The following is a 26,043-nucleotide window of genomic DNA, read 5'->3' as shown; positions in this document are numbered from 1 at the left end:
AGAGGGCTCCCAGGGTGGGGGTCATGGGAAAGCACGGGGACAGCAGCGGTGGCTCGCACCCAACTGCCCGTTCTGTCGCGGTACTTGGCGCCCGGTCCCGTCCAGGACCCGACGCCATGTGACGCGTAACGTAGTAATGTGAAATTGCACTGACAAGGGGTCAGGCGCTCCGTTATCCAGCTGTGTCCCGGCCGGACCGCCCGCGAGGAGCGGGCCCTTCGCCCCGCGACCGAGGAGGATCACCCGTGTCCGCATCCACACCCCGCACCCCCGCCGAGCCCGCGGCCGACGCCCCGCGAGCCCCTCGCACGGTCAGCCACGACCTGCCCGTCTCCCCGGAGTTCGAGCGGTTCATGGCGGGCGGCTGGGAGCCGAGCCCGCTGCCCGGCGACCTCCGTCTGACGGCAGCCGATGTCACCCCGGCCCGCCGGGCGCGCCTGTCCGCCCGCTTTCCCGGGGAGCGGCTCCTCGTCCCCGCGGGGGAGTTGCGGGTCCGCTCCAACGACTGCGACCACCGCTTCCGGCCGCACAGCGCGTACGCGTGGCTGACCGGCCTGACCGGCGAGGACCAGGCAGGTCACGTGCTGGTCCTGGAGCCCGACGGGCCGCACCGGCACGAGGCGGTCCTGTACGTACGGCCCCGCTCGCCGCGCGCCGACGGCGGCTTCTACCGCGACCGGCGCTACGGCGAGTTCTGGGTCGGCCGCCGCCCCGACCTGGCCGAGGCCGAGCGCATGACCGGCGTCCGCTGCGCCCACCTGGACGACCTGGGCCAGCTCCCGCCGGGCCGCGACGCGACGACGGACGGCGCCCTCGCCGCCGCCCTGAGCGAACTGAGACTCGTCAAGGACGCCTGGGAGGTGGCCCAGCTCCAACAGGCCGTGGACCACACGACGGCGGGCTTCGAGGACGTGGTCCGCGCCCTGCCGCGCGCCCTGCGCCACCCGCGCGGCGAGCGCTGGATCGAGGGCGTCTTCGGCCTCCGCGCCCGCGCCGAGGGCAACGGCACCGGCTACGAGACCATCGCCGCGTCCGGCGCCCACGCCTGCGTCCTGCACTGGATACGCAACGACGGCCCCTTGGACGCGCGGGACCTGCTCCTCCTGGACGCGGGCGTGGAGACCGACACGCTCTACACCGCCGACATCACCCGTACGCTGCCCCTCTCCGGGCGCTACTCCCCCGTCCAGCGCCAGGTGTACGAGCTGGTGCTCGCCGCGCAGGACGCGGGCATCGCCGCGCTCAGGCCGGGGGCGCGCTTCCGTGACTTCCACCGCGCCGCGACGCGGGTGATCGCGGAGGGCCTCGCCGAGTGGGGCGTCCTCAAGAGCCCCGACGGCGACTTCCACCGCCGCTACACCCTGTGCAGCAGCGGCCACATGCTCGGGCTCGACGTGCACGACTGCGCGCAGGCGCGGGCGGACGCCTATCTGGACGGGGTCCTTGAGGACGGCCAGGTCCTGACCGTCGAGCCCGGCCTCTACCTCCAGCCGGACGACGAGACGCTGCCGCCCGAACTGCGCGGCATCGGCGTCCGCATCGAGGACGACCTGGTCGTCACGGCGGAAGGCGCCCGGCTCATGTCCGGCGCCCTGCCGCGCACGCCCGACGAGGTGGAGGCGTGGATGGGGCGACTCATGGAGGACGCCGAGGACTGAGGGGCAAGCGCCCCCCGGCAGACGCTAGTTGGGGCCGTGCGAAGGATCCCTTGGCAAGCCCGGTGCAATGTGAAATATTACTGGCGTGTCCACGAGGAACTCCACGGATGTCATCGTCGTCGGGGCGGGCGTGGTCGGCGCGGCCTGCGCCTACTACGCGGCCCGCGCAGGCCTCGACGTCACAGTGATCGACCGCGGCTCCGTCGCGGGCGGCACCACGGGCGCGGGCGAGGGGAACCTGCTGGTCTCGGACAAGGAGCCCGGCCCTGAGCTGGATCTGGCCCTGCTGTCCACGCGGCTGTGGCGCGAGCTGGCCGACACCCTTCCGTCACGCGTCGAGTACGAGGCCAAGGGCGGCCTCGTCGTCGCCTCCGACGCCCACGGCATGGCGGCGCTGCGGGAGTTCGCGGCACGCCAGGCCCGGTCCGGCGTCAGGGCCGACGAGGTGCCGGGCGACCGGCTCCCCGATCTCGAGCCCCATCTGGCTCCGGGCCTCGCGGGCGGCTTCCACTACCCGCAGGACGCGCAGGTGCAGCCCGCCCTCGCCGCCGCGCATCTGCTGCGCGCGGGCGGCGAGCGGGTGCGGCTGCGGCTCGGCGAGGAGGTCACCGGCGTCCTCACCGGCCCCGGAGGGCGGGTGCGCGGGGTGCGTACGGTCGCGGGTGACGTCCACGCCCCGCACGTGGTGAACGCGGCCGGGACCTGGGGCGGCGAGATCGCCCGGCTCGCGGGAGCGTCGCTGCCCGTGCTGCCCCGGCGCGGCTTCGTCCTCGTCACCGAGCCGCTGCCCCGCGTGGTCCGCCGCAAGGTGTACGCGGCGGACTACGTGGCCGACGTCGCCAGCGACTCGGCCGCGCTCCAGACCTCCGCCGTCGTCGAGGGCACCCCGGCGGGGCCCGTCCTGATCGGCGCGAGCCGGGAGCGGGTCGGCTTCGACCGCACCCTGTCGGTGGCGGCCCTGCGGCGCCTCGCCGCCCAGGCGGTAGGGCTCTTCCCGGTGCTCGCCACGGTCCGGGCCATGCGGACGTACGCGGGCTTCCGGCCCTACCTCCCCGACCACCTGCCCGCCATCGGGCCCGACCCCCGCGCCCCGGGCCTGCTGCACGCCTGCGGACACGAAGGCGCCGGGATCGGCCTCGCCCCGGCGACGGGGCTGCTCGTCGCCGCGATGCTCCGCGGCGACGAACTCCCGCTGGGCGTCAAGCCGTTCAGGCCCGAGCGGTTCGCCGATGACACCGACCCCGGAAAGGAGCCCGGGCATGGCGCGTGACCGCACCCCCGCCGACGTCGTCGGGGCCGCCCCCGACGCCGCGTTCGAGATCACCTTCGACGGGCGTCCCGTCCCCGCGCTGCCCGGCCAGTCCGTGGCGGCCGCGCTGTGGGCCGCGGGCATCCTCGCCTGGCGCACCACCCGGGTCGGCGGACGGCCACGCGGCGCGTTCTGCGGCATCGGCCAGTGCCACGACTGCCTGGCCACCATCAACTCACGGCCGAACAGGCGCGCTTGCCTGGTCCCGGCCAGGCCCGGCGACGCGGTCACCACACAGGAGGGACACGGGCATGCGGGACTCGGCGTCTGAGGCGGCCCAGGCACACCGGACGTACGAGAGGCCGTACGACCTCGCCGTGGTCGGCGCGGGCCCGGCGGGCCTCGCGGGCGCCGTCACCGCCGCCGAACACGGCCTGTCCGTCGCCCTCCTGGACGCCTCGGCACACCCCGGCGGCCAGTACTACCGCCACCCCGACCCGGCCCTTGGCGCCACGCGCCCCGAGGCCCTGCACCACGACTGGCGGTCCTTCGCGGACCTGCGCCGCCGCCTGGAGGCCACTACGGTGACCCATTTGGCGCGGCACCACGTGTGGACGGTCGTACGCGAGGCCGACGAGGACAGCGCGGACGGCGACCTGTGGGCCGTGCACGCCCTCACCGGCGAGGACGGCGACGGGGAGCGACCCGTGCGCGTTCGCGCCCGCGCGGTACTGCTCGCGACCGGTACGTACGAGCGCCACCTCCCCTTCCCCGGCTGGACCCTGCCGGGCGTCGTCGCCGCGGGCGGGGCCCAGGCGATGCTGAAGTCCGGGCTCGTCCTCCCGGGCAGCCGGGTCGTGGTGGCGGGCAGCGGGCCCCTGCTGCTCGCCGTGGCCGCGTCGCTCGCCTCGGCGGGGGCCCGGGTGCCCGCCGTGGTGGAGGCGTCGGGCTACCTCGCGTACGCCCGCCGCCCGCGCACCCTGCTGACCAACCCGCACAAGCTCCTGGAGGGCGCGGCCCACGGCACGGCCCTGCTGCGACACCGGGTGCGGCCCCTCCTGCGCAGCGCGGTGACCCGCGTGCACGGCACCGACCGGGTGGAAGCGGTCAGCGTCTCCCGGCTCGACCGGGACTGGCGGCCCGTGCCGGGGACCGAACGCCGCCTCGCCTGCGACGCCCTCGCCGTCGGCCACGGCCTGGTCCCCCAGCTCGAACTGGCCACGGGGCTCGGCTGCGCGACCCGGCGCACACCGGACGGGACGCACGCGCTCGCCCTCAACGCCCTCCAAGGCACCTCGGTGCCCGGCGTCTACGCGGCGGGCGAGGCCGGTGGCGTCGGCGGCGCCCAACTCGCCTACACCGAGGGCGAGCTGGCGGGGCTCGCCATCGCCGCCCGCGCCTTGGGCCTGCCCGCGCTGCTCGGGGGCCCGCGCGTGCGCGAGCTGCGGCGGCGCCGGCGCCGGCTGCGCGCCTTCGCCGACGTGATGGCGCGCGCCCACGCCCCGGGCGCGGGCTGGACGCGGTGGCTCGACGACGCCACGGACGTCTGCCGCTGCGAGGAAGTCACCGCGGGCGGCGTCCGCGAGGCCGTCGACCACTTCGGCGCCCGGGACGCCCGCACCGTCAAGCTCCTCACGCGCGCGGGCATGGGCTGGTGCCAGGGCCGCGTGTGCGGCACGGCCGTCGCCTGCCTCGCGGCGGCAGCGGCGGACACGCGGCAGCCCCCGCCCCCGGAGCGCAGGCCCCTGGCGGTGCCGGTGCCGCTGGGGGTGCTCGCCGCGGCGGACGCGGAGGCTCGCCCCGGTGACACGGACACAGGCTCGGACTTGGGCCCGGGCTCCGGCCGCCCCGACCCCGGGGACAGCCCTTGCGGCTGATGGGGAGTCACGCCGGTCGGCCGATCCCGCCCGGCCCTTGTCGGCACCCCGCCCCGCTCAATAAAATGTCACACACCACAGAAGGGTGGCCTTCATGACCACGAGCCCCTCCCCCCTCGCCTCCTGGACCCCCGACCGCCCGTGGCGCGGCATCATGGTCGCCACCGCGCTGCCGCTGCGCGAGGACCTCTCCGTCGACCACGACGCGTACGCCGAGCACGTCCGCTGGCTGATCGACAACGGCTGCGACGGCGTCGTGCCGAACGGCTCGCTCGGCGAGTACCAGACCCTCACCGACGACGAGCGCGCCCGTGTCGTCCGCACCGCCGTTCAGGCCGCGGGTGACGGCGCCCGCGTCATGCCGGGCGTCGCCGCCTACGGCAGCGCTCAGGCGCGCCGCTGGGCCGAACAGGCGGGCGAACTGGGCTGCGGCAGCGTCCTGTTGCTGCCGCCCAACGCCTACCGCGCCGACGAGCGCGCGGTGCTCGACCACTACGCGGAGGTGACCCGGGCGGGGCTGCCCGTCGTCGCCTACAACAACCCCGTCGACACCAAGGTCGACCTGACCCCGACCCTGCTCGCACGGCTGCACGGCGCGGGCGGCGTCGTGGCGGTCAAGGAGTTCAGCGGCGACGTGCGCAGGGCGTACGAGATCGCCGAACTCGCCCCGGACCTCGATCTGTTGATCGGCGCCGACGACGTCCTGGTGGAGCTGGCCGTCGCCGGCGCGGTCGGCTGGGTCGCGGGCTACCCCAACGCCTTCCCCGCCTCCTGCGCCGCGCTGTACCGCGCGGCGACCGCCGGTGACCTGGAGGCCGCGCTTCCGCTGTACCGCTCCCTGCACCCCTTGCTGCGCTGGGACTCCAAGACCGAGTTCGTACAGGCCATCAAGGCCTCCATGGACATCGTCGGGCGGCGCGGCGGCCCCACCCGGCCGCCGCGCACACCCCTGTCCGACACGGTCGGCGCCCAGGTGCGCGCCGCCACGGAGAAGGCCGTCGCCGACGGCCACCACTGACCCGGGGGCTACCGCCATGCGTACGCGTCACGTCTTCCACGCCGTGGACTCGCACACCGAGGGCATGCCCACGCGCGTGATCACCGGCGGCGTCGGGGTGATCCCCGGCGCCACCATGGCCGAGCGCCGGCTCCACTTCGCCGAGCACCTGGACCACTTGCGCACGCTCCTGATGTACGAGCCGCGCGGGCACGCCGCGATGAGCGGCGCGATCCTCCAGCCGCCCACCCGCCCCGACGCCGACTACGGCGTGCTCTACATCGAGGTCTCCGGCCTGCTCCCCATGTGCGGGCACGGCACAATCGGCGTGGCCACCGTCCTCGTCGAGACCGGCATGGTCCCGGTCACCGAGCCCGTCACCACCGTGCGGCTCGACACCCCGGCCGGCCTGGTCGAGGCCGACGTGCAGGTCGAGGACGGGGCGGCGAGGTCGGTCACGTTCACCAACGTGCCCGCGTTCCGCGTCGGCCTCGACCGCAAGGTGGAGGTGCCGGGGTACGGGACGGTGACGTACGACCTCGCGTTCGGCGGGAACTTCTACGCGTTCGTCGAACTGGACGCGCTGGGCCTGCCGTTCGACCGCGCCCACAAGGAGGAGCTGCTCGCGGCGGGCACGGCGATCATGGCCGCGGTCAACGCGTCGGACGAACGGCCCGTCCACCCGGTCCAGAGGGAGATCGCGGGCGTGAAGCACGTCTACCTCGCCGCGCCCGGCTCCGACGCCCGCCGCTCGCGGCACGCCATGGCCATCCATCCGGGCTGGTTCGACCGCTCCCCCTGCGGCACGGGGACCTCCGCGCGGATGGCGCAGCTGCACGCCCGCGGCGCCCTGCCGCTGGACCGCGACTTCGTCAACGAGTCCGTCATCGGTACGGAGTTCACCGGCAGGCTCGTCGCCGAGACGGAGGTCGGCGGGGTGCCCGCCGTCGTGCCGCGCATCACCGGGCGCGCCTGGATCACCGGCACCGCCCAGTACTTCCTCGACCCCGACGACCCGTTCCCCGGAGGGTTCCTCCTGTGATCACCGCCCTGGCCCCGGTTGTCTCGCGCAACCCGGCCGACCCCTCCGACGTGGTGGTACGCACCGCCGCGCCCGGCGCGTTCGCCGCCGTCGACACCGTCGAGCGGGCCCGCACCGCGCAGCCCGGCTGGCACCGGGGCGGAGCGGCGGCCCGCTCGGGCGCGCTCGGCGCCGTCGCCGCGGCCGTCGAGGCGGCCGCGGACGAGCTGGCCGCGCTCGCGGTCCGCGAAGTGGGCAAGCCGCTGACGGAGGCCCGCGCCGAGGTGGCGCGCACCGCCGCGATCTGGCGGTACTACGCCGAGGCCCCGTACGCGGCCGACGGCTCCGTGCACGAACCGGCCACCGGCGCGGGGCTGCTGCTCACGCGCCGCCGCCCGCACGGCGTCGCCGGGCTCGTGACCCCCTGGAACTTCCCCTTCGCCATCCCCAGTTGGAAGGCGGCCCCGGCCCTCGCGACCGGCAACGCCGTCGTCCTCAAACCCGCGCCGGAAGCCACCGCTTGCGCGCTCCGCCTCGCCGAGATCGTCCAACAAGACATGCCCGAAGGGGTGTTCACGGTCCTCCCGGGCGGCGCGAGCGAGGGCAACGCGGTCGTGTCGGCGGCCGATGCCATCTCCTTCACGGGCTCCACCGTGGTCGGGCAGTCCGTGGTGGTCCGCGCCGCCGCGCGCGGCATCCCCGTCCAGGCGGAGATGGGCGGCCTGAACGCGGCGATCGTCCTGCCGGACGCCGACATGGCGACCGCCGCCGCGCACCTCGCCGCCGCGATCGCCGGGTACGCGGGCCAGAAGTGCACCGCGACCAGCCGCGTCATCGCCGTGGGCGCGGCCCTCGCCCCGCTGCGCGAGGCCCTGGCCGAGCGGTTGCGGTCCGTGACCGTGGGCGACCCCGCCGACCCGGCCACCACCTGCGGCCCGCTCATCTCCGAGGGGGCCCGCGACGAGGTGACCGCCGCCAGGAAGGGGCTGTCCGAACTCGCCGGGGCCCGCGCCCCGCACGGCGACGGCTGGTACGCGGCCCCCGCCCTCGTCACGGACGTGCCGCCGGGCCACCGCCTGCTGCGCGAGGAGGTCTTCGGTCCGCTGGCCGTGCTGCTCGCAGCCGACGACCTGGAGCACGCGGTCCGCCTCGCCAACTCCACCCCGTACGGCCTGGTCACGTCCGTCCACACCGCGTCGCTCGACACCGCCCTGCACGGCCTCGACCACCTCGACACCGGCATGATCCGCGTCAACGCCCCGTCCACGGGCGTCGACTTCCACCTGCCGTTCGGCGGCACCAAGGCCTCCAGTCACGGCCCGCGCGAACAGGGGCGCGCGGCCCTGGAGTTCTACACGTCGAGCCGCACCTATACCTTGGCTCCCGCTCTGTCCCCGTGAAAACAACGTGACATTGTACGCTGGTGATCCACTCGGCCGACGGGCCCGGGCACGGTGCGCGCGCGAAGACGCGCGGGCGCCGCGCGGGCGCGGGCACGGCGCGAGCGACGGTCACGAAGGGACACCACGACCATGGGCCACCTCAAGCAGCGCAACCTCATCACCACCAGGGAGCGCCTGCGCGACCAGGTGGCCCACGCCCTGCGCGCGGCGCTGATCTCCGGTGAACTGCGCCCCGGCGAGGTGTACTCGGCGCCCGGCCTCGCGGAGGACTTCGGCATCTCCGCGACGCCCGTGCGCGAGGCGATGCTCGACCTGGCCCGCGAGGGCCTGGTCGAGCCGGTCCGCAACAAGGGCTTCCGGATCACCGAGGTCAACGAACGCGACCTGGACCAGTACTCGGAGATCCGCGCCCTCATCGAGGTCCCCATGGTCGGCCGGATCACCCGCTCCGCCGCCCGCGAGGACCTGGAGGCGCTGCGCCCGGTCGCGGAGGACATCGTCCGCGCCGCCCGCGAGCACGACCTCATCGGCTATCTGGAGGCCGACCGCCGCTTCCACCTCTCGCTGCTCGCCCTCGGCGGCAACGACCGCCTCGTCGAGACCGTCGGCGACCTCCGCAAGCGCTCCCGCCTGTACGGCCTCACCGCCCTGGACGAGAGCGACCAGCTCCTCCCCTCGGCCCAGGAGCACATCGAGCTGCTCGACCTGATGGTGGCGGGCGAGGCGAAGGCCGCGGAGAAGTGCATGACCCGCCACCTCGGCCACGTCCGCTCGCTGTGGGCCGAGGGCGCGCCGGACCAGCGGCGAAAGCCCGCCCGCGGCGGCCTCGGCGTGCGGCTCGGCTCCGGCTGACCGCTGCCGCCCGCGCCACCGCCCGGCCCGCCTCCGGACACGGCGAAGACCCCCTCGGTGAGGGGGCCTTCACACGGAGAGCGTGACGCTCGGCCTGGCCGCGCCGTGGCGGCGCGACCCCGCCCGCCGCGTCAGTCCTGGCGGCTGGTGACCTCGACGAGGTGCATGCCGAACTGGGTCTTCACCGGGCCCTGGACCTCGCCGACCGGGGCCGAGAACACGACCTGGTCGAACTCGGGCACCATCTGCCCGGGACCGAACGAGCCGAGGTTCCCGCCGTCGCGCGACGAGGGGCACGAGGAGTGCTTCTTGGCCAGCTCGGCGAAGTCCGCTCCGCCCGCGATCTGCTCCTTCAGCTGCAAGGCCTCGGCCTCGGTCTTGACCAAGATGTGCCGCGCGGTAGCCCTAGCCATGTGTTTCATCCTCTCGAATACACGTCAACGCCGCCCAGGGTACGTGCCCGGTACCCGCCTGGCACTTCGTACCCGCACGCGGTGACACCCGCCATCGCACTAACGGTTAGCATTTCAGAACGGTTGCTCCTCCGTACCTGATAGCGTCAGGGCATGACCGTGACGTCCGGGCGCCGTGAGCGCAAGAAGGCCGCGACCCGCCAGAAGATCGCCGACACCGCCATGCGGCTCTTCCTGGAGCGCGGCTACGACGCGGTCGGCATCCGGGACATCGCCGCCGACGCCGACGTCGCCGTCACCACCCTCTTCGCCCACTTCGCCTCGAAAGAGGCCCTGGTCTTCGAGCAGGACGACCACTTCCAGCAGCGCCTCACCCAGGCCGTCACGGAGCGGGCACCGGACGAGCCGCTCATCCCCGCCCTGCGCCGCGAGGTCCAGGCCATGGTCCGCCACTGCACCGCGGAGGGCACTGCCCCGGTCTACCGCATGATCGACGCCTCCCGCGCCCTGCGCGAGTACGAGGAATCCATGCGCCTTCGCCACGCGGAAGCCCTGGCCACAGCCCTCGCCGCCGACGACGGCCTGCCCCAGAGCGCCACGGCCTGCCGGACCATCGCCCGCTTCGTGACCGAGGCCTACGCGCTGGCCCGTGACGCGGACGACCCCGACGCGGCCCTCGACGAGATCTTCACCATGATCGAAGCGGCCTGGGAGAGCGCCGGCACTCGCGGAGAGGCCTGAAGCCCCCGCGAGAGAGAACGCTGACTCCCGTACGCCTTCGGGAAGTTGAGGCTCCCACCCCATTGACGCATGGCATGCCCACAACTAAACAACTCTGAGAGCGCTCTCAGAATCGGCCGCCCTCCCACCCTCCGAGGTGCCCCATGCGAGCAAGACGCGCCCCCTTCCGCACCGCCCTGCTCACCGGCCTCGCCGCCCTCGGCCTGACCGCCCCGCTCCTCGCCCCCGGCGCGGCGAACGCCGACGTGCCCCCGGCCCCCGGCTGGACCCTCCAGTGGAGCGACGACTTCGACGGGCCCGCCGGCGCGCCGCCCTCCGCCGCGCACTGGCAGATCGACACCGGCCACAACTACCCCGGCGGCCCCGCGAACTGGGGCACCGGCGAGGTCCAGAACTACACCTCCTCCCCCGACAACCTGGCCCTCGACGGCGGCGGCAACCTGCGCATCACTCCGCTGCGGGACGCCGCCGGCACCTGGACGTCCGGCCGCGTCGAGACGCGCCGCGCCGACTTCAAGGCCCCGGCGGGCGGCACCCTCGCCATCGAGGGCCGCATCCAGATGCCGAACGTCACCGGCGAGCAGGCCCTCGGTTACTGGCCCGCCTTCTGGGCGCTCGGCGCGCCCTACCGCGGCAACTACTGGAACTGGCCCTCGATCGGCGAGTTCGACGTGATGGAGAACGTGAACGGCATCAACTCCGTCTGGGGCGTGCTGCACTGCGGCGTGAACCCGGGCGGCCCGTGCGGCGAGACCAACGGCATCGGCGCGAGCCGCGCGTGCCCGGGCGCCTCGTGCCAGTCGGCGTTCCACACGTACCGCTTCGAGTGGGACCGGTCGGCGAGCCCGAACGTGCTGCGCTGGTACGTCGACGGGCAACTGTTCCACAGCGTCGACCAGAACCGCGTGGGCGCTCAGGCGTGGAACGACATGACCGGTCACGCCGGGTACTTCATCCTGCTCAACGTCGCGATGGGCGGCGGCTTCCCCGACGGCGTCGCGGGCCGCGCCACCCCGGTCGCGGCGACGGTGCCGGGCCGCTCCATGCTCGTGGACTACGTGGCGGTGTGGACGCGAGGCGGCGGTGGCGGCGACCCCGGCACGCCGTCCACGCTCCACCTGCGCCCCGGCGGCACGCTCGGCGAGGCCACCGGCGCCCCCTCCACCACCACCCTCGCACCGGCGGGCGGCACCAACCACGACGGCACCCCGCACGTCCCGCAGACGTTCACGGCGACCGGCGTGAACGGCACCCACGACGGCGGCGCGACCCGGTTCGACCTCCTTGTCGACGCGGGCTCGGCGGTCGCCAACGGGCAGCAGGTGAGGGTGAGTTACGACCGCACGGGCGACGGCTCCTGGGACCGCACGGAGACCTACCGCTACTTCGCGACGGACCCGGTACCGGGCTACGAGCACTACACCGAGGGCCAGGGCCTGAAGTCGGCCACGGGTGAGCACGGCACGATGCGCGGCGGCACGGTCCGGGTCGAGGTCTGGAACGCGATCGGAAACGCGACGAGCACGCTGGGCACCGGCAACCAGTCGGTCGTACGGATCCCGTTCGGCTGACACCCGGCCCGCCCCCCACAGCCCGCCCCGGCAGCACGAACAGTCACCCTCCGTACGCATTCCGTAGCCACGGAACACACTCCACCCCGCTGCCGGGGCGTGGTCGTCGTGCTCTCCGCGCAGGCCAGTAGACTTCTCGGCTGTGGCGGACACCCAGTACGAAGACCTGTTGCGGCGAGTGCTCACCTCCGGGACGGCCAAGGCCGACCGGACGGGCACCGGTACCCGGAGTGTCTTCGGGTACCAATTGCGCTACGACCTCTCGCAGGGGTTCCCGCTGGTCACCACCAAGAAGGTGCACCTCCGGTCCATCGTGTACGAGCTGCTGTGGTTCCTGCGCGGCGACGCGAACGTCCGCTGGCTCCAGGAGCACGGCGTCACCATCTGGGACGAGTGGGCCGACGCCGACGGCGACCTCGGCCCGGTGTACGGCGCCCAGTGGCGTTCCTGGCCCGCCCCCGACGGCCGGCACATCGACCAGATCAGCGAGGTCCTGGACACGCTGCGCCGGGACCCGGACTCCCGCCGGATGATCGTCTCCGCCTGGAACGTCGCCGACCTCGACAAGATGGCTCTGGCCCCGTGCCACGCCTTCTTCCAGTTCTACGTGGCCGACGGCAAGCTCTCCTGCCAGCTGTACCAGCGCAGCGCGGACCTGTTCCTCGGCGTCCCCTTCAACATCGCCAGCTACGCCCTGCTCACGCACATGGTGGCGCAGCAGGCCGGCCTCGAACCGGGTGATTTCATCTGGACCGGCGGCGACTGCCACATCTACGACAACCACGTGGAGCAGGTGACCGAGCAGCTCTCGCGCACCCCGTTCGCGTTCCCCGGCCTGCGTCTGCGCCAGGCCGATTCGCTGTTCGAGTACGCGTACTCCGACGTGGAGGTGCTCGACTACCGGCACCACCCGGCCATCAAGGCCCCGGTCGCGGTATGACCGGGATGAACGTCGGGCTGATCTGGGCCCAGACCCTCGACGGCGTGATCGGTGCGGGCAACGCGATTCCCTGGCGGCTGCCCGAGGACATGGCGCACTTCAAGGCCACCACCCTCGGTCACCCCGTGGTGATGGGGCGCAAGACGTGGGACTCGCTGCCGCCGCGCTTCCGCCCCCTGCCCGGCAGGCGCAACGTCGTGGTGACGCGCGACCCGCAGTGGACGGCCGAGGGCGCCGAGCGCGCCGGGTCGATCACCGAGGCCCTGGACCGCGCGGCCGCACCCCTGGAGTCGGCCGCCCCTGCCGCGGCCTGGGTCATCGGCGGCGGCGAGATCTACCGGGCGGCCCTGGAGCACGCCACGACGCTCTCGGTGACGGAGGTCGACACGACGGTGGACGGCGACACCTACGCCCCGGCACCGGACCCGACGTGGAGGATCACCGAGGACAAGGGCTGGCAGACCTCCACCTCCGGGCTGCGCTACCGCATCCGCACCTTCACCCGCTGACGCCCCCGCACGGCCGCGGACGAGGCCGCTCGCGTCACCTCAGGAGCGACTCCAGGAAGTCGCTGCCCAAGCGCGCCACCACGGTGACGTCCAGCTGGTACTGCACGTACCGCCCGTGCCGCCGGGTCGTGAGCAGGCCGGCCTCGCGCAGGGTCTTCAGGTGGCGCGAGACCTCGGGTGCCGTCATGTCGAAGCCCTTCGCCAGTTCGCCCGTGGTGTACGGGGCGCGGGCCAGGGCCCAGCACAGGCGCATGCGAGCCGGGTGGGCGACGGCCGTCAGGCGCTTCTCCATCAGCCTCGACGTGCCCGGCCCCGGCCGTACCTCCGGGGTGGAGACCGGGTACTCGACGACGGGGCGCCACCCCGGCGCGTACCGCACGACCAGGTGGGGCCGACCGAACGCGCTCGGCACGAACGTGACGCCGGCTTCGATGCCCGGCTGCGTGGCCTCCGTGCGCCCGTGGGCGAGCTTGTCCACGTGGATGCGGCGGCCCCGCGCGTCCTCCCTGAGCGTCACGGTGGGCGACACCGCGTGGAGCGCGTCGGTGAGGCTCTTGCGCCGCAGCAGCTCCGTCTTCTCGCGCGCGTCCGCGGCGAGTTGAGGGCGGACGCGCTTCCAGACGTCGGCGAAGAACGCCTCCTCGCAGTCCTCCAGAAGACGCCGGATCCAGGCGCGGACCGCGGCCGGGTCCGTCAGGAGGTGGTGGGCGAAGTCGAGCTGCCGGGGGCCGCGCGCGGAGGCCCGTTCGAGAGCGGCGTCCCGAGCGGCGTCGTCCACCAGCGGGGAGCCGCCACCGTCACCGCGCAGCACGCAGCCGGAGGCGTTGATCTCGAGGGCGGCCTCGACGTACGTGTCGTCGTCGAGCTTGTCCAGCTCGTCCAGCTCCTCCGCCAGGGTGGCGGGTGGCATCGGGCCCTTGGGCAGCAGGATGTCGGACCGCGTCGACCGCCACAGGAACTCGGCCTCCGACATCCGGCTCAGGAGGTCCGGCTTCAGCCCCGCCGCCGTCGTCGTCACCCAGCCGTGCAGGCCCGGGTGGTGGCCCGGCTCGGAGAGCACGTGCAGGGCCGCGCTCAGCTCGGCCAGAGGGGACGGTCCGAAGACGACGCGGTCCCGCGGCAGCCCGGTGATGTCGATGGTGACGCTCATGGGCTCCATGGTGCACGGGCCCGCCGGCCGCCGGCGCGCCGATTAGCCGGGGGCGTCAATCGTCACGGCCGCCCGCCGCGGCCGGGCACCACCGCGGTCCCGCTCAGCCGGTGCGGCGGATCCTGAAGCGGTCGGCTGCCGCCGGGTCCCGGTCGGCGACCTGGACGGGCGGCCAGGCCCACTGCCACACGCCGATGCCCGGCGTACGGGAGAAGCTGATCCGCCCGCGGGTGCCCTCGACCGCGACGCCCGGCCAGGACGCGGCAATGTCCGCCCGGCCCGTGCCGTGCGCGCGCAGGACCTCGGCGAGGACGGCGATCGTGTCGTAGCCCTCGAAGGCGACGAAGGAGGGCGGCTCGGCCAGCTGCTCACGGAGGGCCTTCTCGACGCGTGCGCCGAGCGGGCCGAGGTGCTCGGGCAGATAGCGCAGGAACGGGATCCCGGCGCCGTCGGCGTCCAGCAGCTTCGCCCACTCCGGGAGTTCCGGCTGCCCGGCCGGAGCGCCGATCAGGAGGTCGGCGAGGCGCCGGTCGCGGCGGACGGACTCGACGATCGGCACCGCGGGCTCGGGGTGGCCGACCAGGAGCAGCAGGGCCGTCGCGCGGCGGTCGACGAGTGCGTCACACACCGCGTCGGGGGTGAGCGCGCTCATGTCGAGTTCGACGACGTCGCCGCCGCGCGGAGTGAGGTGGTCCCGCAGGATGCGGGTCCCCGATGCCCAGTAGACGCTCGGCTGTGCCGCCACGGCGATGCGCCGGTGGCCCGCGGCGATGAGGAAGTCCGCGTAGATCCGCCAGCCGTGGGACTGCGCGGGGGCGAGGCGGGCGACCCAGTCCGTCGGCTGGTCGGTGAGCGCGTCGAGGACCGCCGACGAGCAGAGGAACGGCAGGCCCAGGGCGTCGGCCCGGGCGGCCGCGGCGCGGGCGACGACGCTGTGGTACTCCCCCGCCAGGGCGGCCACCCCCAGGCCTGCCAGCTCGTCCACGGCCGCCGCGGCCCGCCGCGGATCGGCCGCGGTGTCCCGGACCACCAGTTCCAGCGGCCGCCCGCCGATCCCGCCGGCGTCGTTGACCTCGCGGGCGGCCAGCTCCAGTCCGGCGAGCAGGTGCCGGCCCGCCTCGGCCCAGCCGGGCCGGGTGAGGGGGACGAGAGCGCCGATCCGGACGGACGCCCCGTCAGTCCGCCCTGCGCCGGGGGCCGATGGTGTCGTACTCATGTCGTGCTTCCTGCCCTTCTGGCGGGGCCCGCGTGGCGGCCCCTGCCGCGCCGGGTCTCCTTGAAGGCCCAGGTCATCTTAGGTTCCATCGCGAAGCGGAAGAGGCGCTGCACGGGCGGGGTGCACAGCAGGGTGACGACGGTGGCGGCGATCAGGGTCACGGCTATCGCGCCCAGTGGCCGGTGGATCCAGTCGTGCTCGTACCAGTCCCAGAACCGGGAGCCTTTGGCGAGGAAGCCGTGCAGGAGGTAGCCGTACAGGGTGCCCGCGCCGAGCGCGGTGAACCACAGCCTGCGCCCCGGCACCCACGCGAAGAAACACGCGACCAGGAGCAGGGAACAGCCGAACATCGCCAGTGTCATGACGCCGCCGGCCCACCCGGGCGCGGCCAGTTCCTGGGCGCTGTCGCGGCGGTAGAACCAGGCCGCGTTCATGCGCGGGGCCGCCCAGTAGGCGAACACCAGCGCCGCCGCGAAGACGGGGACGGCCAGGACGCGGGCCTCGCGGCGGCGCACGATGCGGAAGTGCTCCGGCTTCAGGCACAGGCCGAGGACGAAGAACGGCAGGAACTGAAGGACCCGTTGGAGGTCCAGGTCGTCGCCGATCTCGGGGGAGGCGGAGGCGAGTACCGCGATGGCGAGCGCGAGCGGGACGGGCCAGCGCACGGTCTTCCACACCGGCGTGGTCAGGCGCCAGATGAACAGGGCGGCCAGGAACCACGTCAGGTACCAGGGGTCGAGCAGGCTGACGGGGTACGTCGGGTCGTCGTCCGCCTGGCGCTTGAACAGCGTGTACGCCGCCTCGAAGAGGACGTACGGGACGGCGATGCCGGTCACCAGGCGCTTCACGCGCCCCGGGCTCGCGTCGAAGCTCCGGGAGAAATAGCCGGAGATGACGATGAACGCGGGCATGTGGAAGGTGTAGACGGTGATGTAGAGGGCCGCCGCGGCACGGCTGTCGTCGCGCAGCGGCTCCCAGGCGTGTCCCATCGCCACCAGCACGATCGCCAGGTACTTGGCGTTGTCGAAGAAGGAGTCCCGCTTGGGCGGCGCCGGTCGGGCCGGTTGCGGCCGTACCGCCTGCGGCTCGGGCGTGTGCCGGTCCGGGGTGCGTGGGGGGACGCGGGGCAGACGCAGTGTGTCAGTCACGGGCCCTCCCGGGTGAACCCGGGAGCTTGCACGCGCGTCTTACGTCAACTGTGGGGGTGGGGAAGGCGCTGGACATCCCCAGCACCCTCCCATTCCCCTTGTGGCGCGTTCAACCCTCGGGCGTGTGACCCACCGCTCACACGTCGGCGCCGGGCATCGACGTGGCACCGATCCGGGCCGGCAGGCCCGCGGCGAACGCGCGTGCCGCTTCCAGGTCGTCCGTGTCGGGCCGCCCCTTCCTGATGCCGCCGACGGGCTTGAAGATGCCCCATGTGTCCCACGCCCGGCAGGAGAAGGTGTCGACCACGTCGAAGTTCCGCTGCTCCAGGAGCCGTACGAGGGGACGCGTGAAGGGCTGGAACGGCGTTTCGGGGAACCCGCTGGAGGCGAACACGAACGCGTTGCGCCGCTCCCCCTTCGGGAGGGACGCGGCGAACTCGCGCAGCCGTGGGTGGAGGGCCCTCAAGTAGACCCCCGAACCGAATCCCACGAGGTCGTACGAGGCCAGCTCCGCGACATCGACCTCTTCGGGGGCGACGACCGGGGCGCGCAGAGCCCGACCCATGACGTCGGCGACCTTCTTCGTGTTGCCGTGCGACACGGACACACAAACAATCATGGCCTTCAAGGCGATGCTCCTCTCGTTGCGGGCGCCCATAGGACACGGCGCGCGCCGCGACCGTGACACCCCCTGACTGTGACCTGCGCCACTCGCCGCGCGAGGGCGCGCGGCGCCTTGGCTACGATCTCCGTGATGAGCAATCGACAGCAGGGCACCGGGACCGCGGCGAGGCGCGTCGCCCCGCTGCTCGTGCTGCGCTGCGCGGCCCTGTTCGCCGTCCTGGTGTGGATGCTGCCGGTGTGCGGCCACGCTTCGGCCGCGCCCGCCGCCTCTTCCCTTTCCTCTGAGGCGACTGAAACGAACGCTCTATTTAGTCGCGGGCATATGTGTCCCGGGATGGAGCACGGGCCTGGCGACGCGCACTGCCGCCCGACGGCCGGGACCGCCGTCGCCGGCAGTTCGCCCACGCCGGTGCCGCTCCCGCTGTCGCCGGACGTGACCGCCGCCCCGTGGGTGACGGAGTCGGCGGCCGCGCGCGGGGCACCGGCCGATCCCGCCCCCACCCCCGGCATCCATCAATTGCAGGTCCAGCGGACCTAGGAGCGACCCGTCGCACGGCCCGGCGTCCCTCGCCGCACGGCCGTGCCCGCCGCCCCACCCCGCCGCCGTCCGCCGGCGCGCGGGCCGCCGACCAGTCGCAACGTACCGCCGCACGCCTTCGTGCGGCGGGGACAAGGACATGCCATGGGTTCCGCAGGAGCCAAGCAGAAGCGCGCCGACCGTCGCACGAGAATCCTGGAGCACGGCGCGGTCTGGGTCACGTACAGCGACAAGGCCGACGCCTCCGAGGTGCGCGCCCTCAAGGCGCGGGTGGAGAAGACCCCGTACTCGCTGATGAGTCCGTACGCCGGTCAGTCCGCGCCGCTCACCCTGTCCGCCTGGGGCAAGCAGCTGAGCGTGACGTCCGCCGCCGATCCCCGGGTGGGCGAGTTCTTCGAGAAGTACGTCCAGGGCGCGCAGACCCCGGAGCCGGGCGCCGCCTGCATCGGAGGCAAGGCAGCGTGAACAAGCTCAAGCGGAACCTCGTCGTCACGGCCGTGATCGCGGCCGTCCTGGCCGCCGTCTTCGGCACCGCCCTGCTGCTCTCCCCGGACGACCGCGGCGGCGGTGGCATGGACGTGGAGGCCGCCGCCGAGGCGCTGCCCGTGCGCGCGGACAGCCACCGCCTCACCGATCCGAAGAAAAGCGAGCTGACGGTCGTCGAGTTCCTCGACTTCGAGTGCGAGGGGTGCGGCGCGATGTACCCGGTCGTGGAGAAACTCCGCGAGGAGTACGGCGACCGGGTCACCTTCGTCGCCCGCTACTTCCCCATGCCGGGCCACCGCAACGGCGAACTCGCCGCCCGCACCGCCGAAGCGGCCGCCCGGCAGGGCAAGTTCGAGGAGATGTACACCAAACTCTTCACCACCCAGAAGGAGTGGGGCGAGTCGCGGGAGTGGAAGGAGGATGTCTTCCGCGGCTACGCCAAGGACATCGGCCTGGACATGAGGGAGTTCGACGCGGCGCTCGCCGACCCGGACACGGCCGGGCGTGTCCAGGCCGACCAGCGCGACGGCCTCGGACTCGGCGCGCGCGGCACCCCGACGTTCGTCGTCGACGGCACGCTGGTGCCGACACCCGCCTCCTACGACGACTTCAAGGCCCTCATCGAGAAGCGCCTGGCGGACTGACACGCAGCCCGCCCGGGGGGCTCAGCGCTTCAGCAGGAAGGTGAAGTCACCGGAGAGCTTTCCGCTCAGCCGGGCCGCCGATACGAGTTTGCCCTCCGCGATCAGCCTCTCGACCCCGGCCCGGGAAAGGCCGCACCCTTCGGCGATCAGCCGTACGGGCCGGACCGGGATCGGCGCCGCGAAGCGGACCGAGACATCGACCGCGTCACGGTCCAGCTGATCCGATCCGCCGGTGTCGAGGCGCCAGGCGTTGTCCCAGTCGAGGGCGACGCGGTTGCGGCGCCGCACGTCCGGGTCCTGGAGCAGCTCAGCGGCCAGGCCGGGGTCGTTGTCGTGCATCCGGTCCAGCAGCTCGGGCTGTACGGACCGTACGTTCATCCGCTCCAGGACCGTGAGCTTGGCCGTGTCCCCGCAAGCGGTGCAGAGCACGAGGAGCCAGGCGTCGAGGAGCTTGTGGTGGGCGTTGACGCGAAATTTTCCGTTCGCCCGGAAGCGCTGCGCCCCGCACGCGTGGCAGCGACGGAGGACGAGCGGCAGGCAGGTGGGCATGACCACCCAGTTGATGAGCACAGAAGTACACCGGTTCCAGTGAGAAGTCCGCAGCAAAAGGCGGCGCGGCGCGCACCGGCGCGACGCGCGACAGATCAGCGCTCGGGAGATCTCACAGGGTGTACAACGGCACGTCCTTGCCTAGACGACTCGGTCCGCCGACACGCTAGCGGCGCACGGCGGCGCCGCTCCACCGGTTTTCGAAGTACGGGCCGCCCTGGCGGATGCGCCGGCTAGCCGCAGAGTTCCGCGAAGCGGCCCGTGTTGATGTTGCCGCCCGAGATGATGACGCCGACGCGCGGCGGGGCCTGCGGGAGGCGGCCGGCCAGGAGGGCCGCGAGGCCGGTCGCCCCGCTGGGCTCGATGACGATCTTCAGGCGCTCGAAGGCGAACCGCATCGCGTCGCGGATCTCGTCGTCGGAGACGAGCACGACCTCGTCGACGAGGCGCTGGTTGATGGGGAACGTCAGCTCGCCCGGTGTCTCGATGGCCTGGCCGTCGGCGATGGTGCGCGGGACGGGCACGGAGACGCGGTGGCCTGCCTCCAGGGACCGCTTGGTGTCGTCGCCCGCCTCCGGCTCCACGCCGATCACGCGGATCTCCGCGTTCAGGCCCTTCGCGACCGTGGCGCTGCCCGCGATCAGGCCGCCGCCGCCCACCGGGCTGACCAGGGCGTCCAACGTGCCGACTTCTTCGAGGAGTTCGAGCGCTGCGGTGCCCTGGCCCGCGATGACGTCCGGGTGGTCGTACGGCGGGATCAGGGTGAGGTCGCGCTCGGCGGCCAGTTCCTTGCCGATGGCGGTGCGGTCGCCGGAGTAGCGGTCGTACGTGACGATCTCGGCGCCGTACCCCTCGGCGGCCTGGCGCTTGGAGAGCGGGGTGTCCTCCGGCATCAGGATCACCGCGCTGCTGCCCCGCTCGCGGGCGGCGAGGGCGATGGCCTGGGCGTGGTTGCCGGAGGAGAACGAGGCGATGCCCTTGGCCAGTTGCTCGGCCGTCAGCCGGGCCACGGCGTTGTAGGCGCCGCGGAACTTGAAGGCGCCGATCCGCTGGAAGTTCTCGCACTTGAGGAAGACCTCGGCGCCCACGCGGGCGTCCAGGGTGCGGGAGCGGAGGACGGGCGTGCGGTGGGCGACGCCCTTGATCCGGGCGGCTGCGGCGCGCACGTCGTCGAGGGTGACCAGGGGGGTGCTCGTCATGCGGGTGCTCCTGGTGAGGTGTCGGGCCCGGGCTGCGGTGCGCCCTGGGCGCGGGACTTGGCGAGGTAGCTGTAGGCGGAGGCACGGGAGATGCCGAGGCGGGCGGCGACCTGCGGGACCGCGCCCCGGACGGCGAAGACGCCGTGCTCGTCGAGGCCGCGGAACAGCTCGACGCGGGCGTCGCGGTCCAGCTCGCCCCACGGGCGGCTCCGGCGGAGCTGGTGGCTGTCGACGATCGAGCTGACGACAGACTCCACGTCGTCGCCGAACGTGGTGGTCGGCACCTCCGACGGGGCGGCCACGCCCGCGAGTCCGCCGAGGAGGGCGCTCGCCTGCTGGACCGCGGTGATGTCGAGGTTGACGCACAGCGCGCCGAACACCGCGCCGCCGCTGTCGCGCAGCAGCACCGTGGAGGACTTGACCAGCTTTCCGCCCTGGGTGCGGGTGAGGTAGTTCAGCTCGTCGGCCGCGTCGTCGCCACGCGCCAGCATGCCCATGCCGATCTCGCTCATCGCGCCGCCGACGCTGCGGCCGGTGACGTCCCCGGCGATCGCCACGACGGACTTCTCCGGCCGCCGGTAGTCGTGGACGACCGCCTCGCACAGCGGCCCGAAGGTGGCGACCAGGCCATCGGTCACCGGTGCGAGGGCGGCGATGATCGCGTCGCGCTCCGCGTTCCGTACGTCGTCGGCGCTCCCGGCGCTCATGTGGCAGCCCCTCCCCTGCCGTAACAGCTGGTGTGACAGCTGATGTAACAGCTCTGGACTTAACGTACACGCCTTGGACGGAAAGTCCAGAGCTGCGGGGAGCTACGCCTCGGGCGCCGCGGCCTCCAGGTCGGCCACGCTGCCGGACATCACGGCGGGGATGTGCCGCGTGAGGTGCTCCAACGGCCAGTCCCACCAGGCCAGTTCGAGCAGCCGGGCGATGTCGTCGTCGCTGAAGCGGCGGCGCAGGAGGCGGGCCGGGTTGCCGCCGACGACGCCGTAGTCGGGGACGTCGTCGACGACGACGGATCCGGAGGCGACGACCGCGCCGTGGCCGATGCGGACGCCCGGCATCACCAGGGTCCGGTAGCCGAGCCACACGTCGTGGCCGACGACGGTGTCACCGCGGCCGGGGAGCCCGGCGATGAGGTCGAAGTGGTCGGCCCAGGAACCCCCCATGATCGGGAACGGGAACGTGGACGGCCCGTCCATGCGGTGGTTGGCGCCGTTCATGATGAACCGCACACCCTCACCCAGGGCGCAGAACTTCCCGATGACGAGCTTCTCGGGCCCGTAGTGATAGAGCACGTTGCGGGTCTCGAAGGCCGTCGGGTCGTCGGGGTCGTCGTAGTAGGAGAACTCGCCCACCTCGATCAGCGGCGAGGTGACCAGCGGCTTGAGGAGCACCACGCGGGGCTGCCCGGGCACGGGGTGCAGGACGGTGGGGTCGGCGGGGATGGCGGGGACGGGTGGCATGGTGGCGCCTTTCCGGTGCGAACGAGTTGCGGGCGCGGGTGCGCCCGTCCCAGGATTCCCTGGTCAACCGGCCGATGGCACGCGGTTTACGAGGCCGCGGGCGCGCCGGTAAGACCCCGTGAACGCGCCCGGGCCCCCGGTGCGTCCACTGCGGGACGTGCCGGGGGCCCGGGCCAGGCGCGCGTAGACGCGTGAGGGAGCTATCGCACCGTCACCGTGAAGACGGGCGACACGGTGGCGCCGCTCTTCATGCGCAGCTCGTTCTTGCCCTTCAGGCCGAGCTTGACGCGCAGGGAGTACGCGCCGGACTTGTTGACGGTGGTGGAGGCGGGCAGCGCCTTCCACGTGCCGCGCTGCTTCTGCTCCAGGCCGACCTTGCTGCCCGCCTTGATGCCGGTGGCCTTGCCGCTGACGCGCAGCTCCTGCCAGGCCTTCACCGAGGTCGCGGACGGCTTGGCGGTCAGCGCGGCCTTGGCGGTGGGGCTGTTCTTCTGGGTGCCGAGGCTCTTGCCGGTCTTGACGTCCCAGATGGCGTACGGCGTGCCACCGCCCTGCGTCTTGCTGTACAGGCGCTTGCCGTCGGCGCTCAGGTGCAGGTAGATGCCGTCGTTCACGGTCTGGCCGGGCTTGAGGGCCTTGCCGTTGTAGTACGGCTTGCCGCCCTTGACGGCGATGGTGACACCGGCGCCGATGTCGATCTTCACGGGCTTGGCGGCGACGCTCTGGACCGCGGCGGGCCGCTCGGGGGCGGGCGTGCTCGCCAGCGCGGCCGCGGCGGGGGCCAGGAGGGCCGTACCGGCGAGAACCGAGACGGTGGCGGTACGGAGGGCGCTGCGGCGGTGGGTGGTGGTGCGCATAACGACGGTGTTCCCCTTCACGGTCATGAAACTGTTCGCGTGCACGACGCGATGCCGCCGTCGGGCGGCGCCGCGCGGTGCGGTCCCGTTTTGTTCCCACCGTCCGTGCTGTCCTTGCTGTCCGGTGGGTACTGAATCAACCTAGTTCACCCGTCATTACGGCTATCCGAAGATCGTGTAACGGCACCCCATAGATCACTTCACGGCATCGCATCAGCCCGATTCCGGCGCTTTCGAGGATGCGATCGCCAGTCCCCCCGCCCCCTCAGCCGTCGATCCGTACGCCCTGCTTCCGGGCGTACCCCGACCGCCCCTTGGTGTGCCACCACTCGGAGACCTCGATCCGCAGCGACTGCGCTATCCACGCCACCAGGCCCTCCGGCGGGGTGCCGTTGAAGACGTTGACGTCGCTGTTGTCACGCTCGCAGCGGACCGACCAGCGGCCGTCGGGCGCGACGACGTCCACGTACACGTCGAACTTGCGCCCCTGGAGGACGACTTCGAGGCCCGTGACCTCCAGGACGACGCCTGCGCCCTCGTCCCACCTCCCCACGACTCTCGGCGCCAGCAGGTCCCGCACTTCCTCTGGAGTCAGCATCCGTCCAGGGTCTCGCACCGCCCCTGCCCCGGATCGCCGGATGCTGCTATCGTCCACCTCGAAACGAGGTACCTCGTTTCGAGCCATGACGAGCTGTGGAGGTGCGACGGTGTTCACCGAGGAGTGGGTGACGGCGCGGGCCAGGGACGGTTACGAGCGCGGGCGGGCGTCCTTCCCGGTCCGCCCCGAGCGCTCGGCGCTCCTTGTCATCGATATGCAGGACGAGTTCGTGCGCCCCGGCTTCAGCCCGTACTGGGTGCCGGCGGCCACGCGCATGGCGCCCCGGCTGCGCGGCCTGGTCGAGCACTGCCGCGCGGCGGACGTGCCCGTCGTCTGGACCGTCTTCGACGACACGCACCTCGCCCTCGACCGCCCGCACGCGCTGCGGTACCTGCCGCACGGCGACAGCGGGTGGACCAGGCCGGGGCCCGCGCGGGTGTGGCACGAGATGGACCCGCGTGCGGACGAGGTGGTCATCCGCAAGCCGTCGTACGGGGCGTTCTACGACACCCCGCTCGACACGATCCTGCGCAACCTCGGCCGGGACACCGTCATCGTGACCGGCACGCTCACCAACTACTGCTGCGGCACCACGGCACGCCAGGCGTACGAGCGCGGCTACCGCGTGGTGTTCGGCGCGGACGTCACCGCGACCGACGACGAGACCCGCCAGGAGCCGGAACTCGCCGTGCTGCGCAAGGGGTTCGCCCTGGTCCTGGACGCGGCGGAGATCAGCGCGCGGCTGACCGGAGCCGCCGCCTGACCCCGCCCGGCCCCCGCCCGGCGACCCGGCAGCACGGCAGCCCGGCCCCCCGGCCGCCTCCACGGACCCGCAACACCGCGGCAACACCCCCGCAGAGTTGGCCGCCTAGCCTCGCCTGTCGTGAGTACGGACACGCGGAACACCCCGGCCCCACCAACCCCCACACCCGGCGAGGGCGGTCTGGAGAGGGGGCTCCGGCGGCGGCACATGAACCTGATCGCGCTGGGCGGGGTGATCGGCGCCGGGCTCTTCGTCGGCAGCGGCGTGGTCGTGCGGCAGACCGGGCCCGCGGCCGTCCTCTCCTTCCTGGCCGCCGGTGTCCTGACCGTGCTCGTCATGCGGATGCTCGCCGAGATGACGGTGGCCCGGCCCGCGCTCGGCTCCTTCTACGCCCATGTGCGCGAGACGCTCGGCGCCCGGGCCGGGTTCGCCGTCGGCTGGCTGTACTGGTACTTCTTCGTGATCGTGGTCGCCGTGGAGGCGGTGGCCGGCGGACGGATCATCCAGCTGTGGCTGCCCGGCGCGCCGTTGTGGGCCGTCAGCCTGATCCTGATGGCCCTGCTCACGGCGACCAACATGGTCTCGGCGCGCTCCTTCGGCGAGTTCGAGTACTGGTTCTCGTCCGTGAAGGTGCTCGCCATCGTGGTGTTCCTGTTCCTGGGCGCGCTGTACGTCCTCGGGCTCTGGCCCGACGCGTCCGGCGGCCTCGGCCATCTCACCGCGCACGGCGGCTTCGCGCCCGAGGGCGTGGGCGCGGTGCTCGCCGCCGTCGTACCGTGCGTCGGGTTCTTCACCGGCGCGGAGATCGTGACCATCGCGGCGGCGGAGTCCACCGAGCCCGAGCGCGCCGTCGCCGCGGCGATCCGGTCGATCGTGCTGCGGGTCGTCGCGTTCTACGTCCTGTCCATCCTCGTCGTCGTCGCGGTGGTCCCCTGGACCGACGAGGCCGTCGAGGTGAGCCCGTACGCGGCGGTCCTGGAGCGCCTGGACGTGCCCGCGGCGGCGACTGTCATGAACGCGGTCGTCCTCGTGGCGGTCCTGTCCTGCCTCAACTCCGCGCTCTACACCTCCTCCCGGATGCTGTTCGCGCTCACCCGCGGCGGTGACGCGCCGCGCGGCTTCACCCGGCTCAGCCGGGGCGGTGTGCCCCGTCGCGCGATCCTCGCGGGCACGTCCGTCGGCTACGCGTCGGTCATCGCGGCGTGGATCTCCCCGGACGTCGTCTTCCAGTTCCTCATCGACTCGTACGGCGCCATCGCGCTCTTCGTCTATCTGGCGATCGCCGTCGCCCAGCTGCGCATGCGGCGCACCCTGGAGCGCGAGGCCCCCGACCGGCTCACCCTGCGCATGTGGGGTTACCCCTGGCTGAGTCGCCTCACGATCGCCGCCATGGGCGCGGTCGTCCTCGCGATGGCCTTCCTGCCGGACAGCCGGGCCCAGTTCTGGCTGAGCCTGGTGACGGTGGCGGTCGTACTCGGGGCGTACGAGGTGAGACGGCGCCGCGGGCAGCCGGGGCTGTAGGCCCGCTGTCGGACGCTGTAGGCCCGCTGTCGGTGGCTCGTCGGCGGGACGCGACA

General features: G+C 73.1%; 27 protein-coding genes and 1 pseudogene. 17 read left to right on the top strand and 11 right to left on the bottom strand.

From position 1 onward, the window contains the following. Nucleotides 1-245 precede the first annotated feature (245 nt). The 8 genes from AC07GB_RS05385 (at nt 246) to AC07GB_RS05350 (ending at nt 9,057) form a co-directional block, all read left to right on the top strand. A complete protein-coding gene (locus AC07GB_RS05385; protein WP_478841903.1) occupies nt 246-1,658 on the top strand; it encodes an aminopeptidase P family protein in 1,413 nt (470 codons plus the stop codon). Between the two features lie 85 nt (nt 1,659-1,743). Continuing rightward, complete coding sequence (locus tag AC07GB_RS05380; RefSeq protein ID WP_478841902.1) at nt 1,744-2,928, top strand: NAD(P)/FAD-dependent oxidoreductase; 1,185 nt, start codon at nt 1,744-1,746, stop codon at nt 2,926-2,928. Next, a complete protein-coding gene (locus tag AC07GB_RS05375) occupies nt 2,918-3,238 on the top strand; it encodes a (2Fe-2S)-binding protein (RefSeq protein WP_478841901.1) in 321 nt (106 codons plus the stop codon). Before AC07GB_RS05380 ends, AC07GB_RS05375 begins: the two co-directional genes overlap by 11 nt. Further along, nucleotides 3,219-4,784: an FAD-dependent oxidoreductase gene (locus AC07GB_RS05370; RefSeq protein WP_478841900.1), complete on the top strand. Its 1,566-nt coding sequence runs from the start codon at nt 3,219-3,221 to the stop codon at nt 4,782-4,784. The genes AC07GB_RS05375 and AC07GB_RS05370 overlap by 20 nt, the downstream gene beginning before the upstream one ends. A gap of 94 nt (nt 4,785-4,878) precedes the next feature. Continuing rightward, complete coding sequence (locus AC07GB_RS05365; RefSeq protein ID WP_478841899.1) at nt 4,879-5,802, top strand: dihydrodipicolinate synthase family protein; 924 nt, start codon at nt 4,879-4,881, stop codon at nt 5,800-5,802. Between the two features lie 16 nt (nt 5,803-5,818). Further along, nucleotides 5,819-6,823, top strand: coding sequence for a proline racemase family protein (locus AC07GB_RS05360; RefSeq protein ID WP_478841898.1), 1,005 nt, complete (start codon nt 5,819-5,821; stop codon nt 6,821-6,823). Further along, entirely contained in the window at nt 6,820-8,202 is a 1,383-nt protein-coding gene (locus tag AC07GB_RS05355; RefSeq protein WP_478841897.1) for an aldehyde dehydrogenase family protein, read from the top strand. The genes AC07GB_RS05360 and AC07GB_RS05355 overlap by 4 nt, the downstream gene beginning before the upstream one ends. Nucleotides 8,203-8,334: 132 nt before the next feature. Beyond that, nucleotides 8,335-9,057 (top strand): GntR family transcriptional regulator, encoded by a 723-nt coding sequence (locus tag AC07GB_RS05350; protein ID WP_478841896.1) that lies wholly within the window; start codon nt 8,335-8,337, stop codon nt 9,055-9,057. 131 nt (nt 9,058-9,188) lie between these two features. On the opposite strand, the gene AC07GB_RS05345 is transcribed toward AC07GB_RS05350, so the two are convergent. After that, nucleotides 9,189-9,470 (bottom strand): peptidylprolyl isomerase, encoded by a 282-nt coding sequence (locus AC07GB_RS05345; RefSeq protein WP_242714899.1) that lies wholly within the window; start codon nt 9,468-9,470, stop codon nt 9,189-9,191. A gap of 153 nt (nt 9,471-9,623) precedes the next feature. Here AC07GB_RS05345 and AC07GB_RS05340 point away from each other — a divergent pair, with 153 nt between their 5' ends. The 4 genes from AC07GB_RS05340 to AC07GB_RS05325 all read left to right on the top strand — a co-directional run bounded on the left by AC07GB_RS05340 (nt 9,624) and on the right by AC07GB_RS05325 (nt 13,231). Continuing rightward, nucleotides 9,624-10,211, top strand: a complete 588-nt coding sequence (locus AC07GB_RS05340) for a TetR/AcrR family transcriptional regulator (protein WP_478841895.1) — start codon at nt 9,624-9,626, stop codon at nt 10,209-10,211. Nucleotides 10,212-10,354: 143 nt separating this feature from the next. Continuing rightward, the gene (locus tag AC07GB_RS05335; protein WP_478841894.1) at nt 10,355-11,782 is read left to right on the top strand and encodes a glycoside hydrolase family 16 protein; all 1,428 of its coding nucleotides are present in this window, start codon (nt 10,355-10,357) and stop codon (nt 11,780-11,782) included. Nucleotides 11,783-11,924: 142 nt separating this feature from the next. Continuing rightward, the gene (locus AC07GB_RS05330) at nt 11,925-12,722 is read left to right on the top strand and encodes a thymidylate synthase (protein WP_478841893.1); all 798 of its coding nucleotides are present in this window, start codon (nt 11,925-11,927) and stop codon (nt 12,720-12,722) included. 5 nt (nt 12,723-12,727) lie between these two features. Then, nucleotides 12,728-13,231 carry a dihydrofolate reductase gene (locus AC07GB_RS05325; RefSeq protein WP_478842059.1) on the top strand — a complete coding sequence of 168 codons (504 nt, stop codon included), beginning with the start codon at nt 12,728-12,730 and terminating at the stop codon, nt 13,229-13,231. A gap of 34 nt (nt 13,232-13,265) precedes the next feature. Here the strand turns inward: AC07GB_RS05325 and AC07GB_RS05320 are convergent, their stop codons facing one another. From AC07GB_RS05320 to AC07GB_RS05305, 4 genes are all read right to left on the bottom strand, one after another. Next, nucleotides 13,266-14,381, bottom strand: a complete 1,116-nt coding sequence (locus AC07GB_RS05320; RefSeq protein ID WP_478841892.1) for a DUF5937 family protein — start codon at nt 14,379-14,381, stop codon at nt 13,266-13,268. Between the two features lie 103 nt (nt 14,382-14,484). Continuing rightward, nucleotides 14,485-15,597: an ABC transporter substrate-binding protein gene (locus AC07GB_RS05315; protein ID WP_478841891.1), complete on the bottom strand. Its 1,113-nt coding sequence runs from the start codon at nt 15,595-15,597 to the stop codon at nt 14,485-14,487. Next, nucleotides 15,594-16,745 carry an acyltransferase family protein gene (locus AC07GB_RS05310; protein WP_478841890.1) on the bottom strand — a complete coding sequence of 384 codons (1,152 nt, stop codon included), beginning with the start codon at nt 16,743-16,745 and terminating at the stop codon, nt 15,594-15,596. Before AC07GB_RS05310 ends, AC07GB_RS05315 begins: the two co-directional genes overlap by 4 nt. Nucleotides 16,746-16,881: 136 nt before the next feature. Further along, entirely contained in the window at nt 16,882-17,352 is a 471-nt protein-coding gene (locus AC07GB_RS05305; protein WP_478841889.1) for a flavodoxin family protein, read from the bottom strand. A gap of 147 nt (nt 17,353-17,499) precedes the next feature. Between AC07GB_RS05305 and AC07GB_RS05300 the strand changes: the two genes are divergently transcribed. The 3 genes and pseudogenes from AC07GB_RS05300 to AC07GB_RS05290 all read left to right on the top strand — a co-directional run bounded on the left by AC07GB_RS05300 (nt 17,500) and on the right by AC07GB_RS05290 (nt 19,037). Beyond that, entirely contained in the window at nt 17,500-17,907 is a 408-nt protein-coding gene (locus AC07GB_RS05300) for a hypothetical protein (protein ID WP_478841888.1), read from the top strand. A gap of 195 nt (nt 17,908-18,102) precedes the next feature. Then, nucleotides 18,103-18,372 (top strand): annotated as a pseudogene (locus AC07GB_RS05295) (DUF3105 domain-containing protein); the annotation flags it as partial. Then, nucleotides 18,369-19,037 (top strand): DsbA family protein, encoded by a 669-nt coding sequence (locus tag AC07GB_RS05290; protein WP_478841887.1) that lies wholly within the window; start codon nt 18,369-18,371, stop codon nt 19,035-19,037. The pseudogene AC07GB_RS05295 and the gene AC07GB_RS05290, both read left to right, overlap by 4 nt. A 21-nt stretch (nt 19,038-19,058) precedes the next feature. Here AC07GB_RS05290 and AC07GB_RS05285 read toward each other — a convergent pair whose 3' ends face one another. The 6 genes from AC07GB_RS05285 to AC07GB_RS05260 all read right to left on the bottom strand — a co-directional run bounded on the left by AC07GB_RS05285 (nt 19,059) and on the right by AC07GB_RS05260 (nt 23,703). Continuing rightward, a complete protein-coding gene (locus AC07GB_RS05285; RefSeq protein ID WP_478841886.1) occupies nt 19,059-19,607 on the bottom strand; it encodes a DUF1062 domain-containing protein in 549 nt (182 codons plus the stop codon). A gap of 212 nt (nt 19,608-19,819) precedes the next feature. After that, nucleotides 19,820-20,785, bottom strand: coding sequence for a threo-3-hydroxy-L-aspartate ammonia-lyase (locus AC07GB_RS05280; RefSeq protein WP_478841885.1), 966 nt, complete (start codon nt 20,783-20,785; stop codon nt 19,820-19,822). Next, nucleotides 20,782-21,492: a helix-turn-helix transcriptional regulator gene (locus AC07GB_RS05275; RefSeq protein ID WP_478841884.1), complete on the bottom strand. Its 711-nt coding sequence runs from the start codon at nt 21,490-21,492 to the stop codon at nt 20,782-20,784. Before AC07GB_RS05275 ends, AC07GB_RS05280 begins: the two co-directional genes overlap by 4 nt. A 102-nt stretch (nt 21,493-21,594) precedes the next feature. After that, complete coding sequence (locus AC07GB_RS05270) at nt 21,595-22,248, bottom strand: CatB-related O-acetyltransferase (protein WP_478841883.1); 654 nt, start codon at nt 22,246-22,248, stop codon at nt 21,595-21,597. A gap of 200 nt (nt 22,249-22,448) precedes the next feature. Further along, nucleotides 22,449-23,132: a hypothetical protein gene (locus tag AC07GB_RS05265; RefSeq protein WP_478841882.1), complete on the bottom strand. Its 684-nt coding sequence runs from the start codon at nt 23,130-23,132 to the stop codon at nt 22,449-22,451. Nucleotides 23,133-23,370: 238 nt separating this feature from the next. Further along, the gene (locus tag AC07GB_RS05260; protein ID WP_478841881.1) at nt 23,371-23,703 is read right to left on the bottom strand and encodes a hypothetical protein; all 333 of its coding nucleotides are present in this window, start codon (nt 23,701-23,703) and stop codon (nt 23,371-23,373) included. Nucleotides 23,704-23,812: 109 nt separating this feature from the next. On the opposite strand from AC07GB_RS05260, the gene AC07GB_RS05255 reads away from it, so the two are divergent. Both AC07GB_RS05255 and AC07GB_RS05250 read left to right on the top strand, forming a co-directional pair. Next, on the top strand, nt 23,813-24,466 hold the full coding sequence (locus tag AC07GB_RS05255) for a cysteine hydrolase family protein (protein ID WP_478841880.1): 654 nt from the start codon (nt 23,813-23,815) through the stop codon (nt 24,464-24,466). A 120-nt stretch (nt 24,467-24,586) separates the two neighbouring features. After that, complete coding sequence (locus tag AC07GB_RS05250) at nt 24,587-25,987, top strand: amino acid permease (RefSeq protein ID WP_478841879.1); 1,401 nt, start codon at nt 24,587-24,589, stop codon at nt 25,985-25,987. Nucleotides 25,988-26,043: the final 56 nt, after the last annotated feature.

Source organism: Streptomyces sp. NPDC045778 (genome assembly GCF_056431945.1).
This window is presented reverse-complemented; position numbering and strand designations above follow the sequence as displayed.

Bases quoted from the DNA above. Each gene is read 5' to 3' on its own strand.
- AC07GB_RS05375 (WP_478841901.1), top strand. From the start codon at position 2,918: ATGGCGCGTGACCGCACCCCCGCCGACGTCGTCGGGGCCGCCCCCGAC.
- AC07GB_RS05370 (WP_478841900.1), top strand. From the start codon at position 3,219: ATGCGGGACTCGGCGTCTGAGGCGGCCCAGGCACACCGGACGTACGAG.
- AC07GB_RS05365 (WP_478841899.1), top strand. From the start codon at position 4,879: ATGACCACGAGCCCCTCCCCCCTCGCCTCCTGGACCCCCGACCGCCCG.
- AC07GB_RS05360 (WP_478841898.1), top strand. From the start codon at position 5,819: ATGCGTACGCGTCACGTCTTCCACGCCGTGGACTCGCACACCGAGGGC.
- AC07GB_RS05350 (WP_478841896.1), top strand. From the start codon at position 8,335: ATGGGCCACCTCAAGCAGCGCAACCTCATCACCACCAGGGAGCGCCTG.
- AC07GB_RS05345 (WP_242714899.1), bottom strand. From the start codon at position 9,470: ATGGCTAGGGCTACCGCGCGGCACATCTTGGTCAAGACCGAGGCCGAG.
- AC07GB_RS05340 (WP_478841895.1), top strand. From the start codon at position 9,624: ATGACCGTGACGTCCGGGCGCCGTGAGCGCAAGAAGGCCGCGACCCGC.
- AC07GB_RS05335 (WP_478841894.1), top strand. From the start codon at position 10,355: ATGCGAGCAAGACGCGCCCCCTTCCGCACCGCCCTGCTCACCGGCCTC.
- AC07GB_RS05325 (WP_478842059.1), top strand. From the start codon at position 12,728: ATGAACGTCGGGCTGATCTGGGCCCAGACCCTCGACGGCGTGATCGGT.
- AC07GB_RS05320 (WP_478841892.1), bottom strand. From the start codon at position 14,381: ATGAGCGTCACCATCGACATCACCGGGCTGCCGCGGGACCGCGTCGTC.
- AC07GB_RS05315 (WP_478841891.1), bottom strand. From the start codon at position 15,597: ATGAGTACGACACCATCGGCCCCCGGCGCAGGGCGGACTGACGGGGCG.
- AC07GB_RS05300 (WP_478841888.1), top strand. From the start codon at position 17,500: ATGAGCAATCGACAGCAGGGCACCGGGACCGCGGCGAGGCGCGTCGCC.
- AC07GB_RS05280 (WP_478841885.1), bottom strand. From the start codon at position 20,785: ATGACGAGCACCCCCCTGGTCACCCTCGACGACGTGCGCGCCGCAGCC.
- AC07GB_RS05275 (WP_478841884.1), bottom strand. From the start codon at position 21,492: ATGAGCGCCGGGAGCGCCGACGACGTACGGAACGCGGAGCGCGACGCG.
- AC07GB_RS05270 (WP_478841883.1), bottom strand. From the start codon at position 22,248: ATGCCACCCGTCCCCGCCATCCCCGCCGACCCCACCGTCCTGCACCCC.
- AC07GB_RS05265 (WP_478841882.1), bottom strand. From the start codon at position 23,132: ATGACCGTGAAGGGGAACACCGTCGTTATGCGCACCACCACCCACCGC.
- AC07GB_RS05260 (WP_478841881.1), bottom strand. From the start codon at position 23,703: ATGCTGACTCCAGAGGAAGTGCGGGACCTGCTGGCGCCGAGAGTCGTG.